Source organism: Hydrogenophaga sp. ANAO-22 (assembly GCF_042466645.1).
GTDB lineage: Bacteria > Pseudomonadota > Gammaproteobacteria > Burkholderiales > Burkholderiaceae_C > Hydrogenophaga.
Map to the genome: position 1 here is coordinate 299499 of NZ_CP159956.1, position 12678 is coordinate 312176.

The window sequence follows — 12678 nt, forward strand, 5'->3', positions numbered from 1 at the left end:
TCAGCGCGGCTTGCGTTTGCCCGCACCGGCCGGCGCGGAACCGGTGACGCGCGGCGGCAGGCCGGTGTGCTGCGTGAGCAGGCGGCCCTTGCCCGGCTGGGTGCCCGGCACTTTGTTGCCCACCGGCGTGCTGTTCTTGCGGCGCGCGCTCTGGTAGCTGCCGTCCGTCATCGGCTGAAAGGTGGGGATGAGGTGGTGCTTGCCGTTGCCGATGAGGTCGGCGCGGCCCATGGTCTTGAGCGCTTCGCGCAGCAGCGGCCAGTTGTTTGGGTCGTGGTAGCGCAGGAAGGCCTTGTGCAACCGGCGGCGCTTGTCGCCGCGCACGATGTCCACGCGCTCGGCGCGGTCGTCACGGTGGATGCCCTTGAGCGGGTTCAGGTTGGTGTGGTACATCGCCGTCGCGGTGGCCATGGGGCTGGGGTAGAAGGTCTGCACCTGGTCGGCGCGAAACCCGTTCTTCTTGAGCCAGATCGCGAGGTTCATCATGTCCTCGTCGCTGGTGCCCGGGTGGGCCGCGATGAAATACGGGATGAGGAACTGCTTCTTGCCCGCCTCTTCGCTGAACTTCTCGAACAGCTGCTTGAAGCGGTCGTAGCTGCCGATGCCGGGCTTCATCATCTTCGACAGCGGCCCGCCCTCGGTGTGCTCGGGCGCGATCTTGAGGTATCCCCCCACGTGGTGCTGCACCAGCTCCTTCACGTACTCGGGGCTCTTGACCGCGAGGTCGTAGCGCAGGCCCGAGCCGATCAGGATCTTCTTGATGCCGCGCAACTCGCGCGCGCGGCGGTAGATCTTGATCAGCGGGCCGTGGTCGGTGTGCAGGTTGGAGCAGATGCCGGGGTAGACGCAGCTGGGCTTGCGGCAGGCGGCCTCGATCTCGGGCGACTTGCAGCCCAGGCGGTACATGTTGGCCGTGGGGCCACCAAGGTCGGACACCACGCCGGTGAAGCCTTCCACCTTGTCGCGGATGTCCTCCACCTCCTTGATGATGGACTCCTCGGAACGGCTCTGGATGATGCGGCCCTCGTGCTCGGTGATCGAGCAGAAGGTGCAGCCGCCGAAACAGCCGCGCATGATGTTCACGCTGAAGCGGATCATTTCCCAGGCCGGGATCTTGGTCGCGCCGTCGTGTTTGCCGTGTTCGTCGGCGTAGGCCGGGTGCGGGCTGCGCCCGTACGGCAGATCGAACACGTGATCCATCTCGGCCGTGGTCAGCGGGATCGGCGGCGGGTTGATCCACACGTCGCGCGCGGTTGTGCCTTCGCCGTGCGCCTGCACCAGCGCGCGCGCGTTGCCGGGGTTGGTTTCGAGGTGCAGCACGCGGTTGGCGTGGGCGTAGAGCACGGCGTCGCTCTTGACCTGCTCGTAGCTGGGCAGGCGGATCACCGAGCGCTCGCGCGGCGGCACCTTGAGCCGGCCCTTTCCCTGCAGCGCGGGGTTGGGCACGAACTTCAGCGTCTGGATGGCCGGGTTGACCTCGGCCGGCGCAGCGGCGGCCTCGCCCTCTTCCTTGGCGCAGCTCTGCCCCTGGGCCTGGGCCTGTTCGCTGGTGGTCTGGTAAGGGTTGATGTGACTTTCCACGCGCCCGGGCGTGTCGACCTCGCTCGAATCGATCTCGATCCAGCCCGCGGCTGTCGGGTCGCCGGGCCGGCGCACGAAGGCGGTGCCGCGCACGTCGGTGATCTGCTCGATCGGTTCGCGCGCCGCGATGCGGTGCGCCACCTCGACCAGCGCGCGCTCGGCGTTGCCGTACAGCAGCAGGTCGCACTTGCTGTCGACCACCACGCTGCGACGCACCTTGTCGCTCCAGTAGTCGTAGTGGGCGATGCGGCGCAGGCTGCCTTCGATGCCGCCGAGCACGATGGGCACGTCCTTGAAGGCCTCGCGGCAGCGCTGGCTGTAGACGATGGCGGCACGATCGGGCCGCTTGCCGCCCACGTCGCCCGGCGTGTAGGCGTCGTCGCTGCGGATCTTGCGGTCCGCCGTGTAGCGGTTGATCATGGAATCCATGTTCCCGGCGGTCACGCCCCAGAACAGGTTGGGCTTGCCCAGGGTCTTGAAGGCCTCGGCGCTGGTCCAGTCGGGCTGGGCGATGATGCCCACGCGAAAGCCCTGCGCCTCCAGCACACGCCCCACCACGGCCATGCCGAAGCTGGGGTGGTCCACATAGGCGTCGCCCGTCACCAGGATGATGTCGCAGCTGTCCCAGCCCAGCTGCTCCATTTCGGCGCGGCTCATCGGCAGGAACGGCGCCACGCCGAACCGCTTGGCCCAGTAGGGGCGGTAGCTGGTGATCGGCTTGGCGGCGCGCGCGAAGAAGGAGACGTCGATGGGGGCGTTCATGGGGCTGGCACAGACCCGGAGCGCGGGCGGCTGGAAAACCCCTGATTTTACGGGCCCACCCCCTTTTCAGGGGCCTTCAACCCCATTCCCCTTCATTTGGGCCTGAGCTGCCATTCCGGCACCGACTCGGGCGCCTTGCGCACCACGCGCCGCTGATCGAGCTTCTGGGCCGCCAGCCGGGCCGTGAACTCCAGTTTCTTCAGGTCTTCCGTGTTGGGCTTGTCCTGGGGATGGAAGCTGAAGCAGCACAGCGTGCCGTAGATGTCGCCGTTCTCCAGCACGATGGGCGTGCTGATGTGCGTGCCGATGGGAAAAGGCACGCTCCTGAGCAATTCCGAGGCGAGCGGATGGGCCGAGGCATCGGCGATGAACCTGGGCAGGCGGCCATCGACCACGCGCTGGCACCAGGAACGCTCCAGCGGCTCCGAGCCGCCTTCGCCGATCACGGGCGAGTCGGGCGCCTGGGACACATGGCGGAACACGCGCTGGCCATCGGTGAATTCGGAGACGAACACCACGTCCATCTTCATGCGTTCGCGCAGCAGGCGCAGCACGTCGGAGACGGCGTTGTCGATGAGTTCGTCGGAGCCGTCGGAGGTGGCCACCAGCAGTTCGGTGACCTGGACCAGAAGGTCGTCGGCCTTGTAGCCGAGATCGTTGAGCGGATTCATGCCGCTTTTATAAACCGCGTCGGGTCACTCGCTGGCGCAGTCCTTCCGGGAATGGGCAATCAGTCGGTCAAAAAATGTTTCCAACTGTCGCTGCTCGTGCGCGGACAAGCAACCAAAGATGTCGGCATTGCGTTGCGCGATCAGGCGCATCACCTTCTTCCACAGGGCCCGCCCGCTGCGCGTGGGCACCAGCACCACACCGCGCGCGTCCGCGTCGCTGGTGGACTTGAGCACCAGCTCGCGGTCCACCAGCATCTGCGCCGCCCGGCTGGCCTGGGCCTTGTTCAGGTTGGCGCGCGCCGCGAGGTCGTTCACCGACAACGGCGCGAATTCACCGATGGCGGCCAGGCAGCGCGCCTCGCTCACACCCAGGCCCATCGCCGCGTAGGCCTCGCTGCTGTGGCGGTCGGTGATCTTGTTGAGCTTGTGCAGGCGGTAGGTGAGGAAGTCCTGCAGCGAGGTGGTTTCAGCGCCCATGGTCCGTCCCCTCCCCACTTTGCGCCAACGCGTTCGCGATCAGCGGCAACACCTGCTCGGCGCGCTCGAAGCGGCTCATGAGCGAGAGGCTGAGCATGGCGAGGAACATCGGCGCGCGCGCTTCGCCGACTTGCGAGAGCGCTTCGCAGACCGCGCTGTAACTCTGGTCGAGATCGGTATCGGTCATGCGAACACTCCGGTGTCTTTGAGGGCGGCGCGCAGGGGCGCGGGGTCCAGGCCGTGCCAGCGGCCCATCACATAGCCGTCGGGCCGCACGAGCACCAGCGCGGGCTCATCCGGACGGCGCAGGCCGTAGCGCCGCCAGGCCTGGCCGAGGGTGTCGATGTCGGGTGGTATCTCCAGCACCGTGACACCGGCGTCGCTCAGGCCAGGGCCCGCGCCCCCGAAGGCCAGGCACACGAAACCCTGGCCGAACCGGCCACTCAGATGCCAGGGTGCGGCTCCCTGGCCCTGCAGCAGGGCTTCGGGGGCTGGCGCGCCGGGCCGCGCGCGGTCGTCCGCCCATCCGTCGGCCTGCGCCACGTTCAGCGGCGAGCCCACGTAGGTGATGGGAGAGGACTGGCGCGGGTTGATCAGCGGGCGCACCTGCTCGTCGCTCACCGCCAGGCGCAGCGTGGCCTCGCGCATGAGCTGGTAGGCGAAGTTCGGCGGTGCCATGAACTCGGTGCTCTTGGCGCCGTAGGCGATGTTCTCGCGCGTGGCGTGCACGCGCTCGGTGGAGTAGGAGTCGAGCAAGGCGTCGGGCGATTCGCCGCGCAGCACGCGGGCCAGCTTCCAGGCCAGGTTGGCCGCATCGTCCAGGCCCGAATTGAGTCCTCGCACACCGAAGATGGGCACCAGGTGCGCGGCATCGCCGGCGAAGAACACACGGCCCTGGCGGTAGCTCGGCAGCGTCAGGCACTTGGCGTTGTAGATCGAGATCCACAGCGGTTCCCAGGGCTCGTTTTCACCGATCATGGCCAGGTGGCTGCGCACGCGCGGCAGCACGTTCTCGGGCTTGACCGCCTCCACCGGGTCTTCGTCGTCGCGGATCTGGTAGTCGATGCGCCAGACGTCGTCGGGCTGGCGGTGCATGAGGATGGTGGAGCCGGGGTTGGACGGCGGATCGAACCAGGCCAGGCGCTCCACCGGGCGCTGCGTCTTCTGCACCACGTCGACGATCACGTACTTGCCGTCGTACTGCGTGCCTTCGAGCTGCAGGCCAAGCTGGTCGCGCACCGTGCTGCGGCCGCCGTCGCAGGCGACGACAAAGCCGGCCTGCACCGTCTGCCGCCCCTGCGGCGTGTCCACCTCCACCTGCACGCCATCGGTCTGCGGGCGCACCGCCACCACGCGGCTGGCCCAGAACACGCGCGATGCCTCGCCCTGTGCCTGGGCGGCCTGGTGGGCGAACGCTTCCACATGGAACTGCTGGATGTTGACCATGGGCGCGAAGCGCTGGCTGGGTTCGGCGGGCATCTCGAAGTGCAGCACCTCGGTGTCGCGCCAGTGGCTGCGGCCGCCTGTCCAGCTCAGGCCCTTGGCCACCAGCGGCGCATCGGCCCCCACCCAGCCCAGGATTTCCTGCGACCGCCGCGAGATGCAGATGGCGCGGCTGCCGGTGCAGTAGCCCTCGTCGGCTTCGATCACGAGGTGGGCGATGCCCTCTCGCGCGAGCAGGGCCGAAAGGGTCAGGCCCACGGGACCGCCGCCGGCGATCAGCACGGGAATGGAAGAAGGCAATTCTGGGTTCATGGCGTTCATATGGTTGCGCACACAACTTTATCCACTTTTGGTTGCGTTCGCAACCATATGGACACGGAACCACTGTCTCCGAGGCAACTGCGGCAGGCCCGGGTGCTGCCTATCATGGGGAAAACAACCCCAGGAGACATGCCCATGCCCAGCTTCAACACCCTGCGCATCGAGAAGGATGCGAACCAGCCGCGCGTCGCCCGCCTGCTGCTCAACCGCCCCGAACGCCTCAACGCCATCAACGACGAGACGCCGCGCGAGATCCGCGCCGCCGTGGAATGGGCCAACGCCGACGATGAGGTGCACGTGATCGTGGTCGAGGGTGCCGGCAAGGGCTTCTGCGGCGGCTACGACCTCTCGATGTTCGGCCAGGGCGAGATCGACCACCCCTGCCAGCAGGAACGCCACCCCTGGGACCCGATGGACGACTACGCCTTCATGAAGCGCAACACCGAAGACTTCATGGCGCTGTGGCGCAGCCCCAAGCCCACCATCGCCAAGGTGCACGGCGCGGCGGTGGCCGGCGGCAGCGACATCGCGCTGTGCTGCGACCTGCTGGTGATGGCCGATGACGCGCGCATCGGCTACATGCCCACGCGCGTCTGGGGTTGCCCCACCACCGCGATGTGGACCTACCGCCTCGGCGCCGCGCGCGCCAAGCAGATGATGTTCACCGGCAACGTGATCGACGGCCGCACCGCCGCGGCCTGGGGCCTGGCCAACGAGGCCGTGCCGGCCGATCAGCTGGAGGCCACCACCATGCAACTGGCCGAGCGCATCGCGGGCGTGCCACGCTCGCACCTGGCCATGCACAAGATGGTGGTGAACCAGGTCATGCTCACCATGGGCCTGGAACAGACGCAGCAGATGGCCACGCTGTTCGACGGCATCACGCGCCACAACCCGGAGGGCCTGTGGTTCCGCCGCCATGCGCAGGAAGCGGGCTTCAAGGACGCGGTGCAATGGCGCGACAGCGGCCGGCCGATTCCCGAAGGCGATGAAGCGCGCGCCTTGATCCGCGAGATGGAAAACCGCAAGAGGTCATCCCCGAAAAAATGAAACCGCATGTACGGTTCATCTCGTTACCCCTCTTACGGGACGGCCGAGAATGTAATCGGCCTGCCGCTTAGCATGACCGCTTCATTTACAGAAGGAGCTGGCATGGCACTGCATTTTGGCAAACGAGACGATCAACCCAAGACCCTGAACACCGGCATGGCCACGCAACGTTACGGCCAGCCCGCGAGCAGCAGCACCAGCGCCTCGCAGGCCCAGCCGCAGACCCCGGCCCCCTCCACCCCCGACCTGGACTTGGCCACCCCCGCCGCCACGAGCAGCGCCAGCGCCTCGTCGTCCACCCCCGAAGGCGGCAGCAAGCTCACCGTCGGCCCGAACATCAAGCTCAAGGGCGTGGAGATCACCGACTGCGACACGCTCGTGGTGGAAGGCCTGGTCGAGGCGACCATGGATTCGCGCGTGATCCAGATCGCGGAACAGGGCGAATTCAAGGGCTCGGCCGAGATCGACATCGCCGAAATCCGCGGCGTGTTCGACGGCAACCTCACGGTGCGCCAGAAGCTGGTGATCTACGCCACGGGCAAGGTCACCGGCAAGATCCGCTACGGCAAGGTCGTGATCGAGGAAGGCGGCCAGCTCTCCGGCGACATCGAATGCTCGTCCTCGGCCAGCGCGAAGTACCCGGCCTCGTCGTCGCAGCGCTCCATGGCCCTGGCGGCCTGACCGTCCGCTAGCACCGCGGCACACGCCCGGCCCGGCTCGGCCGGGCGTCGTTGCCCGCCCTCGGCGGCCCCGTTATGCTCGGGGCCATGTACGCCGAATTCTTCGGGTTGAAGCAGGACCCCTTCTCCATCGCGCCCGACCCGCGCTACCTCTTCATGAGCGAGCGCCATCGGGAGGCCCTGGCGCACCTGCTCTATGGCATCCGCGGCGGCGGCGGCTTCGTGCTGCTCAGCGGCGAGATCGGTGCCGGCAAGACCACCATCTGCCGCTGCTTCCTGGAGCAGATCCCCGAGCAGTGCCGGGTGGCGTACATCTTCAACCCCAAGCTCACGGTCGGCGACCTGCTCAAGACGATCTGCCGCGAGTTCCACATCGAGGTCCAGCACGAAGGCATCGGCCCGGCCACGATCAAGGACTACCTGGACCCGCTCAACGAGTACCTGTTGCAAAGCCACGCCAAGGGCGAGCGCAACGTGCTCATCATCGACGAGGCGCAGAACCTCACGCCCCACGTGCTGGAGCAGCTTCGCCTGCTGACCAACCTGGAAACCAGCGAGCGCAAGCTGCTGCAGGTCATCCTGATCGGCCAGCCCGAGCTGCGCGAGGTGCTCGCGCGACCCGAGCTGGAACAGCTGGCGCAGCGCGTGATTGCGCGCTTTCACCTGGGCACGCTCAACGAAGCCGAAACCCGCCAATACATCCAGCACCGCATGCAGGTGGCCGGTCTGCGCGGGCCACTGCCCTTCTCCAACCAGGCGATCCAGCGCATCCACGAGATCACGCGGGGCGTGCCCCGGCGCGTGAACCTGCTGTGCGACCGTGCCCTGCTCGGCGCTTACGCCACCCACCAGGCCCGTGTGGAGCGCGCCGTGGTCGAGAAGGCGGCGAGCGAAGTGTTCGAGACCGATGCGCCCATGCCCAAGCACCGCCGTGGGCAGGCCGCCGCGCCGCTGGCCGCCTGGGCTTCGCCGCTGGGCACCCTGGGCATCGGCCTGGTGGTGGGCGCGCTGGTGACCGGCGCGCTGTTCTGGTTCTGGAGCCACAGCGCGCCCAGAACGACCGCGGCGGCACCGACCCCCGCCGCCCCTCTGCCCGCCCCCGCCGCGGTGGCCGCCCCACCCGCGCCAGCGCCCGGCGCAGCAGCCCCAGCCGACACGCCCGCACCGGCGCCTGTCGCGGCGAGCCGCCCCGACCCCTTGCCCGGCCCTCCCGAGGCATCGGCCCTGCTCAAGAACGAAACCGAGGCCTGGCGCGAACTGGGCCCGCTCTGGGGCCAGCCACTGGCCTCGGGCGACCCCTGCACCGCCGCACAACAAGCCCAGTTGCAGTGCTACCGCACCGACCGCATGACCCTCAACGGCCTGCGCCAGCTCGACCGGCCCGGCATCATCACGCTGCGCCAGGCGGGCCAAGGGTCGGGCCTGGCGCTGGTGACCGCGCTCACCAACGACACCGCCACGCTGCAGGCGGGCGACCAGCGCTGGCGCATGCCGCTCAGCGCCCTGGCCGAGAGCTGGCGCGGCGACTTCGCCACCCTGTGGCGCACGCCGCCGGGCCAGACCACCCGCCTGGTGGACGGCCGCACCGGCCCGGCCGCTGACTGGCTGGGTGAGCGCATCGCCGGCCTGCAGACGGCGGGCAAGGTGCCGCCTTCGGCCCATCAGCTCTCCGCCCGCATCCAGGCCTTCCAGCGCGCCAACGGCATCGACGCCGCCGGGCTGGCCGGCCCCATCACCTTCATGCAGGTCAACCTGGCCAGCGGCGTGGACGAGCCCCGGCTCTCGCGCCCCGGCTCCTGAGGGCCATTCCACGATGTCCTACATCCTCGATGCCCTTCAACGCGCCGAAGCGGAGCGCGAGCGCGGCCACGTGCCCGGCCTCAACAGCCAGATCGTGCCGCCCCCCAGCCGCAAGGCCAGACCCGTGCGCCGTCGCGGCGTCTCCCGCGCCGCCGTGGCGGGGGCGGTGCTGGCCGCGCTGCTGATCGCCGCCGGCCTGTGGTGGTGGCTGGGTCAGGCCGACGAAACGCCGGTCGCCGCGCCAGCGCCGGCATCCGCCGTGCCACCGCCACCCGCCATGCCCCCGGTGGCCGCCGTGACCCCAGTCCCTGCAGCCCCGAGCCCCGCCGTGCCCGCGCCCGAACCGGTGCAGCCCATCCTGGCGCCGCCCCGCGTGGAGCCCGCACCCAAGCGGCCCCAGGCCAGCAACCCGCCGGCGCCCGCGCCGGCCGCCACACCAGCCGCGTCACCACCGGCCAACGCGCCGCCTGTGGCGGCCACGCCAGCCCCCGCCACGACGGCCAAGGCGCCCGCCGTGGCACCGCCTGCGGCCCCGGCCGCAGCCAGCCCCCCGGAGGCCAACGCCGCACCCGTGCGCAGCTTTGCCGAACTCTCGCCCGAAGCCCGTGCGCAACTGCCGGCCGTGAACGTGAGCGGCTCGACCTACTCCAAGAACCCGGCGCTGCGCATGCTGATCGTCAACGGCAAGGTGCTGCAGGAGGGCCAGGAAATCGCTCCCGGCTTCAAGCTGGAGACCATCGGCCAGCGCAGCGCGGTGCTCAACCACAACGGCTTGCGCTACTCCATCGGGTACTGAGATGAACGCCGATCCGGAAGAACCCGTCCTCCACGTCAAGGGCCTGCGGTTCGGCTGGTCCGAACCGCCCCTGTTCAATGGGCTGTCCTTCGACATCCCGCCCGGCGTCAGCCTCGTGCGCGGCGACGACGGCAGCGGCAAAAGCACGCTGCTGCGGCTGCTGGCCGGGGCCCAGAACGCCGACGCCGGCTCGCTCGCCATCCACGGCATCCACCTCGATGAACGGCACGACGCCTACCGCCACCAGGTGTTCTGGATCGATCCGCAGACCGAGGCGCACGACGCGCTGGCGGCCAAGGGCTACCTGGACAGCCTGAGTCACCACTACCCGAACTTCAACGCCGAGGCCATGGACGAGCTGGTGCAGGGTTTCGGCCTGGGGCCGCACCTGGCCAAGCCGATGTACATGCTCTCCACCGGCAGCCGGCGCAAGGTCTGGCTCACCGCGGCGTTCGCGTCGGGCACACCGCTCACGCTGATCGACCAGCCCTTCGCCGCGCTCGACGCGCCCTCGATCCGCTTCCTGCGCGGGTTGCTGCAGGACGCCGCCGACCACCCCAGCCGGGCCTGGCTGCTGGCGGACCACGAGGCGCCCGAAGGCATCGCTCTGAAGAAGACGGTCTCGCTCTAGCGCCCGCCCAGCCCCATCCCGCGCGAGATCACCTCTTTCATGATCTCGTTCGTGCCGCCGTAGATGCGCTGCACGCGCGCGTCGGCATACGCGCGGGTAATGGGGTACTCCCACATGTAGCCGTAGCCGCCGTGCAGCTGCAGGCACTCGTCCATCACCTTGCACTGCAGGTCGGAGCACCAGTACTTGGCCATGCTCGCGGTGGCGGTGTCGAGCTTGCCGTCCACGATGAGCTCGCAGCACTTGTCGACGAACACGCGCGCCACCTGCACCTCGGTCTGCAGCTCGGCCAGGGTGTAGCGCGTGTTCTGATACTGGGCCACGGCCTGGCCGAAGACCTTGCGGTCCTTGGTGTACTGCACCGTCCCGTCGATCGCGGCCTGCGCCGACGCCACCGCGCCGATGGCGATCTGCAGCCGCTCCCAGGGCAGTTGCTCCATGAGGCAGATGAAGCCCCGGCCTTCCATGGCCGGGCCACCCAGCAGGTTCTCGGCCGGCACCTTCACGTTGTCGAAGAACAGCTCGGAGGTGTCCTGCGCCTTCATGCCCAGCTTCTTCAGGCGCTTGCCTTTTTCGAAACCCGGCATGCCGCGCTCGACCAGCAGCAGGCTGGTGCCCTTGGCGCCTGCGCTCGGGTCGGTCTTGGCGACCACGATCACGAGGTCGGCGTGCCAGCCGTTGGTGATGAAGGTCTTGCTGCCGTTGAGCAGGTAGCTGCCGTCAGGCTGCTTGATGGCGGTGCTCTTGACCCCCTGCAGGTCGCTGCCGGCGGCGGGCTCGCTCATCGCGATCGCGCCGACCATCTCGCCCGTGGCGAGCCGGGGCAGGTATTTTTTCTTCTGTTCCTCGGTGCCGTAGTGCAGGATGTACGGCGCCACGATCTCGCTGTGCAGGCCGAAGCCGATCCCGCTGAAGCCGCTGCGCGCGATCTCCTCCATCTGCACCACCGAATAGAGCTTGTCGGCTTCCGAGCCACCAAAGGCCTCGGGCAAGGTCATGCAGAGAAAACCGTTCTCGCCGGCCTTGCTCCAGACCGCGCGGTCCACATAACCCTGCTCCTCCCAGGCCTCGTGGTGTGGCGCGACCTCCTTCTCCACGAACTTGCGGAAACTGTCGCGAAAGGCCTCGTGGTCGGCGTTGAACAGGGTGCGTTCGATCATGGTGTCACCTATCAGACTGCGGCGAAGAATTACAGAAAGCAAATGCTTGGCAAAAGTCTATACTGATTCGCGGCATCCGCCTTCCCCCAGGAGACACCATGAGCGAAGCATTCGTATTCGATGCCGTGCGCACGCCGCGCGGCAAGGGCAAGAAAGACGGCAGCCTGCACGAGGTCAAGCCGATCGACCTGCTGGCCGGCGTGCTCACCCAGTTGCAACAACGCAATGGCTTCGACACCGGCGCGGTGGACGACGTGGTCATGGGCGTGGTCTCGCCCATCGGCGAGCAAGGCTCGGTGATCGCCAAGGTGGCCGCGCTCAAGGCCGGCTGGGACTGGCGCTGCTCGGGCGTGCAGCTCAACCGCTTCTGCGCTTCCGGCCTCGAGGCGGTGAACATGGCGGCGATGAAGGTCCGAAGCGGCTGGGAAGACCTGGTGGTGGCCGGCGGCGTGGAGAGCATGAGCCGCGTGCCCATCGGCTCCGACGGCGGCGCCTGGGCGCAGGACCCGCAGACCAACAGCGACACCCTGTTCGTGCCGCAGGGCGTCGGTGCCGACCTGATCGCCACGCTCGAAGGTTTCACGCGCGAAGATGTGGACGCCTTCGCCCTCGAATCGCAGAAGCGCGCGGCGGCGGCGCGCGCGGCCGGGTACTTCAAAGGCTCGGTGGTGCCCGTCACCGACTTCCTGGGCCAGACCATCCTGGAAGAAGACGAGTTCATCAAGCCGCAGACCACGATGGACGGCCTGGCCTCGCTCAAGCCCGCGTTCGAACACCTCGGCGGCATGGGCTTCGACGCCGTGGCGCTGCAGCGCTACCCGCAAGTCGAGCGCATCCACCACGTGCACCACGCGGGCAACTCCTCGGGCATCGTCGACGGCGCGACCGCCGTGCTGATCGGCAGCGACAGCGCGGGCAAGGCGCACGGCCTCACGCCGCGCGCGCGCATCGTCTCGGTGGCGCTCTCGGGCGCCGACCCCACCATCATGCTGACCGGCCCCATGCCGGCGGCGCGCAAGGCCCTGGCGAAAGCCGGCCTGACCATCGAGCAGATCGACCTGTTCGAGGTCAACGAGGCCTTCGCGGCCGTGCCCATGAAGTTCATGAAGGAGATGGGCGTGCCCCACGAGAAGGTGAACGTGAACGGTGGCGCCATCGCCATGGGCCACCCGCTGGGCGCCACCGGCGCCATGATCCTGGGCACGCTGATCGACGAATTGCACCGCCGCCAGTTGCGCTACGGCCTGGCCACACTGTGCGTGGGCGGCGGCATGGGCATCGCCACGATCGTCGAAAGGATCTGAGG

General features: G+C 68.5%; 12 protein-coding genes. 6 read left to right on the forward strand and 6 right to left on the reverse strand.

What is annotated here, in order from left to right; genetic code table 11:
* The 5 genes from ABSY19_RS01180 to ABSY19_RS01200 all read right to left on the reverse strand — a co-directional run bounded on the left by ABSY19_RS01180 (position 1) and on the right by ABSY19_RS01200 (position 5255).
* Positions 1-2343: a YgiQ family radical SAM protein gene (locus ABSY19_RS01180; protein ID WP_382158336.1), complete on the reverse strand. Its 2343-nt coding sequence runs from the start codon at positions 2341-2343 to the stop codon at positions 1-3.
* A 92-nt stretch (positions 2344-2435) separates the two neighbouring features.
* Complete coding sequence (locus ABSY19_RS01185) at positions 2436-3014, reverse strand: GAF domain-containing protein (protein ID WP_382158338.1); 579 nt, start codon at positions 3012-3014, stop codon at positions 2436-2438.
* A gap of 24 nt (positions 3015-3038) precedes the next feature.
* A complete protein-coding gene (locus tag ABSY19_RS01190; protein WP_382158340.1) occupies positions 3039-3491 on the reverse strand; it encodes a MarR family winged helix-turn-helix transcriptional regulator in 453 nt (150 codons plus the stop codon).
* Positions 3481-3678 carry a hypothetical protein gene (locus ABSY19_RS01195; protein WP_291121934.1) on the reverse strand — a complete coding sequence of 66 codons (198 nt, stop codon included), beginning with the start codon at positions 3676-3678 and terminating at the stop codon, positions 3481-3483. Before ABSY19_RS01195 ends, ABSY19_RS01190 begins: the two co-directional genes overlap by 11 nt.
* Entirely contained in the window at positions 3675-5255 is a 1581-nt protein-coding gene (locus ABSY19_RS01200; RefSeq protein ID WP_382163992.1) for an FAD-dependent monooxygenase, read from the reverse strand. The genes ABSY19_RS01195 and ABSY19_RS01200 overlap by 4 nt, the downstream gene beginning before the upstream one ends.
* Positions 5256-5390: 135 nt before the next feature.
* Here ABSY19_RS01200 and ABSY19_RS01205 point away from each other — a divergent pair, with 135 nt between their 5' ends.
* The 5 genes from ABSY19_RS01205 to ABSY19_RS01225 all read left to right on the forward strand — a co-directional run bounded on the left by ABSY19_RS01205 (position 5391) and on the right by ABSY19_RS01225 (position 10212).
* Positions 5391-6305, forward strand: coding sequence for a crotonase/enoyl-CoA hydratase family protein (locus ABSY19_RS01205; protein WP_382158342.1), 915 nt, complete (start codon positions 5391-5393; stop codon positions 6303-6305).
* A 102-nt stretch (positions 6306-6407) separates the two neighbouring features.
* Positions 6408-6986: a polymer-forming cytoskeletal protein gene (locus ABSY19_RS01210; protein ID WP_382158344.1), complete on the forward strand. Its 579-nt coding sequence runs from the start codon at positions 6408-6410 to the stop codon at positions 6984-6986.
* An 86-nt stretch (positions 6987-7072) separates the two neighbouring features.
* Positions 7073-8785 (forward strand): ExeA family protein, encoded by a 1713-nt coding sequence (locus ABSY19_RS01215; protein WP_382158346.1) that lies wholly within the window; start codon positions 7073-7075, stop codon positions 8783-8785.
* Positions 8786-8798: 13 nt separating this feature from the next.
* Positions 8799-9581 (forward strand): general secretion pathway protein GspB, encoded by a 783-nt coding sequence (locus tag ABSY19_RS01220; protein ID WP_382158348.1) that lies wholly within the window; start codon positions 8799-8801, stop codon positions 9579-9581.
* Position 9582: 1 nt separating this feature from the next.
* Positions 9583-10212, forward strand: a complete 630-nt coding sequence (locus ABSY19_RS01225) for an ATP-binding cassette domain-containing protein (protein ID WP_382158350.1) — start codon at positions 9583-9585, stop codon at positions 10210-10212.
* Here the strand turns inward: ABSY19_RS01225 and ABSY19_RS01230 are convergent.
* Entirely contained in the window at positions 10209-11372 is a 1164-nt protein-coding gene (locus ABSY19_RS01230; protein ID WP_382158352.1) for an acyl-CoA dehydrogenase family protein, read from the reverse strand. The two genes, ABSY19_RS01225 and ABSY19_RS01230, sit on opposite strands and share 4 nt — an antisense overlap.
* 98 nt (positions 11373-11470) lie before the next feature.
* Here ABSY19_RS01230 and ABSY19_RS01235 point away from each other — a divergent pair, with 98 nt between their 5' ends.
* The gene (locus ABSY19_RS01235) at positions 11471-12676 is read left to right on the forward strand and encodes an acetyl-CoA C-acetyltransferase (protein ID WP_382158354.1); all 1206 of its coding nucleotides are present in this window, start codon (positions 11471-11473) and stop codon (positions 12674-12676) included.
* Positions 12677-12678 lie beyond the last annotated feature (2 nt).

What these genes read in the sequence shown, in the direction of transcription:
- ABSY19_RS01180 (WP_382158336.1), bottom strand. Translation starts at nt 2,343, where the DNA reads ATGAACGCCCCCATCGACGTCTCCTTCTTCGCGCGCGCCGCCAAGCCG.
- ABSY19_RS01185 (WP_382158338.1), bottom strand. Translation starts at nt 3,014, where the DNA reads ATGAATCCGCTCAACGATCTCGGCTACAAGGCCGACGACCTTCTGGTC.
- ABSY19_RS01190 (WP_382158340.1), bottom strand. Translation starts at nt 3,491, where the DNA reads ATGGGCGCTGAAACCACCTCGCTGCAGGACTTCCTCACCTACCGCCTG.
- ABSY19_RS01195 (WP_291121934.1), bottom strand. Translation starts at nt 3,678, where the DNA reads ATGACCGATACCGATCTCGACCAGAGTTACAGCGCGGTCTGCGAAGCG.
- ABSY19_RS01200 (WP_382163992.1), bottom strand. Translation starts at nt 5,255, where the DNA reads ATGAACGCCATGAACCCAGAATTGCCTTCTTCCATTCCCGTGCTGATC.
- ABSY19_RS01205 (WP_382158342.1), top strand. Translation starts at nt 5,391, where the DNA reads ATGCCCAGCTTCAACACCCTGCGCATCGAGAAGGATGCGAACCAGCCG.
- ABSY19_RS01210 (WP_382158344.1), top strand. Translation starts at nt 6,408, where the DNA reads ATGGCACTGCATTTTGGCAAACGAGACGATCAACCCAAGACCCTGAAC.
- ABSY19_RS01215 (WP_382158346.1), top strand. Translation starts at nt 7,073, where the DNA reads ATGTACGCCGAATTCTTCGGGTTGAAGCAGGACCCCTTCTCCATCGCG.
- ABSY19_RS01220 (WP_382158348.1), top strand. Translation starts at nt 8,799, where the DNA reads ATGTCCTACATCCTCGATGCCCTTCAACGCGCCGAAGCGGAGCGCGAG.
- ABSY19_RS01225 (WP_382158350.1), top strand. Translation starts at nt 9,583, where the DNA reads ATGAACGCCGATCCGGAAGAACCCGTCCTCCACGTCAAGGGCCTGCGG.
- ABSY19_RS01230 (WP_382158352.1), bottom strand. Translation starts at nt 11,372, where the DNA reads ATGATCGAACGCACCCTGTTCAACGCCGACCACGAGGCCTTTCGCGAC.
- ABSY19_RS01235 (WP_382158354.1), top strand. Translation starts at nt 11,471, where the DNA reads ATGAGCGAAGCATTCGTATTCGATGCCGTGCGCACGCCGCGCGGCAAG.